This is a genomic window from Photobacterium sp. OFAV2-7 (assembly GCF_022347985.1).
Classification (GTDB): domain Bacteria; phylum Pseudomonadota; class Gammaproteobacteria; order Enterobacterales; family Vibrionaceae; genus Photobacterium.
The window spans coordinates 1-2,742 of sequence record NZ_JAKRFQ010000726.1; the positions used below are offsets into that span (position 1 = coordinate 1).

The 2,742-nt window shown below is 44.3% G+C and carries 3 protein-coding genes; 2 read left to right on the forward strand and 1 reads right to left on the reverse strand.

Annotated features, from left to right (window positions below; all coding sequences use genetic code 11):
- Nucleotides 1–138: 138 nt before the first annotated feature.
- The gene (locus MHN01_RS23630; protein WP_239413798.1) at nucleotides 139–834 is read right to left on the reverse strand and encodes a TetR/AcrR family transcriptional regulator; all 696 of its coding nucleotides are present in this window, start codon (nucleotides 832–834) and stop codon (nucleotides 139–141) included.
- Nucleotides 835–1,062: 228 nt separating this feature from the next.
- Here MHN01_RS23630 and MHN01_RS23635 point away from each other — a divergent pair, with 228 nt between their 5' ends.
- Both MHN01_RS23635 and MHN01_RS23640 read left to right on the forward strand, forming a co-directional pair.
- Complete coding sequence (locus MHN01_RS23635; protein WP_239413799.1) at nucleotides 1,063–2,142, forward strand: efflux RND transporter periplasmic adaptor subunit; 1,080 nt, start codon at nucleotides 1,063–1,065, stop codon at nucleotides 2,140–2,142.
- Nucleotides 2,142–2,742, forward strand: a 601-nt coding sequence (locus MHN01_RS23640) for an efflux RND transporter permease subunit (protein ID WP_239413800.1), incomplete at its 3' end; no start/stop codon positions are given. The genes MHN01_RS23635 and MHN01_RS23640, both read left to right, overlap by 1 nt.

Consider the following 2,742-nt stretch of genomic DNA (forward strand, 5'->3'; position numbering starts at 1 on the left):
GTTGGATCGAACCTTCGGAGTGACGACGTTTGAGCTTGGTTGATTCTTTAGCCAAACTCTGTGTGTGAATAAAGGCAAACACAGTATGTTTGCCTTTGTTAACACGAGAGAATGACAGGTTCAGGGAGTGAATAGTGATTACTGATTTTGTGCTTTAGGGTTACCAATGATTCCAGCCATAATAAAGTCTGTAATGATAGTAATCAGGTGCTCGCTTGGTTGAGCCATCATCCAGTCTTTCTCTGCCCAAATCATGTTAACGGAGCCCTGTAGGCTTGTATAAAAACCTATGTATACATCTCTAAATGAACGCTTTGTAATTATCCCTCTATTCATCGCTTCATGTAACATCGGGCCAAACCATTCTTCATAGCGTTTATTCAAGGAGTCCATCACTTCAAACCATGAATGGTCAATTCGCTCCTTAAATGCTGCGCAGTGAACATACTCCACGACATACCGATACTGTTTATGATGTTGGTGGTACTGAAGGGCTCCCTGAATTATGGAGCGCATGTAGCGTAATAAATCATCATCAACGATTTCGTAATCGCTTGTTAAGTGACTGAACAATCCATTCTCGAATTGCATCGTGAGCCGAAAGAGTATCTCGTCTTTACTGGAAAAATGTTTATATATTGTACCCTTGCCGATGTCTGCGGCACGTGCAATTTTCTCTATTGTTACGGACTCCCAGTCCGCCTGAGAGAACAGTTCCAAGGCAACGTCTAAGATTTCACGTTCACGCTGCTCAAATTGACGCCTTTTGCGGTCTGATAAAGCCATAATTATCCAATAAAAACAAATTCCCTGCACATTATGACTAACAGTCATAAAAAGTCCAAATTGAAAATATTACCAAGTATTTCTTGAGTTTCGTGACCGCTGGTCATATTATCTCAATCGCTCAATTATGACCGATGGTCATAATGTGACTGATGGTTTTTGTGAAAAAGCACAATGCGAGTTTCATAGGCTACGGATGGCTCTTGAAGTGTTGAATAGGTTTTATTTCTTGCTGTTGTTAGTGGGTTGATTTTTAGTGTTTGTATTGAGGGTGATATGAGAAGTGAACATAGAGCTGCAGCTGTGGTATTGCTAACCACTATGCTGTTAAGCGGTTGTTATTCAGCAGAAAGTTCGACTAGTTTGGCCCCCGTAGTTCGGCCTGTGAAGCTGTTGACTATACAGAATACAGGTTCAGAGCAGTCTCGAATTTTTCCGGCCAAGATAGCGGCTCATCAACAGGCTGATTTGGCATTCAGAATTAACGGCCAGCTGGTGTCTCTTAGTTTAATTGAAGGTCAGCGGGTTAAGAAAGGGCAGCTGCTTGCGCAATTGGACGCGCGAGATGCTAAAAACACGCTGCTTAACGCAGAGTCAAACTATGAGCTTGCAGATCTTGACTACAAGCGTAAGCGGGAACTACTGAAAAAGAAACTGATATCTAAGTCGGAATTTGATATCGCAAGTGCGTCTTTTAAGGCATCAAAAGCATCATTGCAGTCGGCGAAAGATAACCTGCAGTACACCCGAATAGAAGCTCCGTTTTCAGGTGTTATCGCGCAAGTGTCATTGGATAACCACCAGATGATACAGGCCGGTCAAACAGTACTAACGCTGCAGTCCGAAAAGCAACTGGACGTTACCATTCAGATGCCTGAGTCCATGCTGATTGATATGAACGACAATCAATGGCAGAGCAGTAACCAGCCTAAAGTCAGGTTCAGCGGGAGTGCAGCTACCTATCCTGTTACTTATAAAGAGCATGCTAGTAAGATCAGTCCAGGAACACAGGCATACCAGGTGACATTTACCTTAAGTCAGCCTGCAGAGCTGAACGTTTTGCCAGGGATGAGTGCCGAATTGCTTCTCAACTCGTCAGAGTCTTCAAATGTCATAGCTGTTATACCGATAGCGGCGGTGGTGAATGATGACGATAGTGGTGAGACACTTGTCTGGTCTTATGACACTGAACTCGAAAAGCTTGAACGCCGCTTGGTAACACTCGGCCGAGTGAAGAGTAATGGTGTCGAAATCCTATCAGGCCTGAAGCATGGCGACAAAATAGTTATCGCAGGCAGTAGTCAGCTAACTGAAAACTCGGAAGTGAAGCCTCTCCGCTGGCAGAGAGGTGTGTAATGAACATTGCTCAATACAGCATTAAAAATAAAGTCATCAGTTGGATGTTTATCCTACTGATGCTGATTGGTGGCAGCATTTCGTTTACCGGGTTAGGGCAATTAGAGTTTCCTGAATTCACGATTAAACAGGCTTTGATAATAACGGCCTATCCTGGGGCATCACCCGAACAGGTGGAAGAAGAAGTCACCTTGCCGTTGGAAGATGCACTGCAGCAAATGTCTCAGATCAAGCACGTGACATCGACTAATAGTGCCGGACTGTCTCAGATTGAGGTCGAAATGCTGGATAAGTATGACTCGACTGTTCTGCCTCAGATCTGGGACGAAATGCGAAGAAAGGTCAATGACACGACCGGGCAACTTCCGACTGGTGTGGAAGCCCCCATTATTATCGATGATTTTTCAGATGTTTTTGGGATTCTGATTAATATCACCGGTAATAACTACAGCTACCGGGAGCTTGAAAACTATGCGGACTTTTTGCGTCGTGAGTTAGTGCTGGTTGATGGCGTCAAGAAAGTATCTGTTATTGGGGCACCGCAAGAGCAGGTTGTGGTCGAACTGAGCCAGCAAAAACTGACTGCGCTTGGGCTGGATC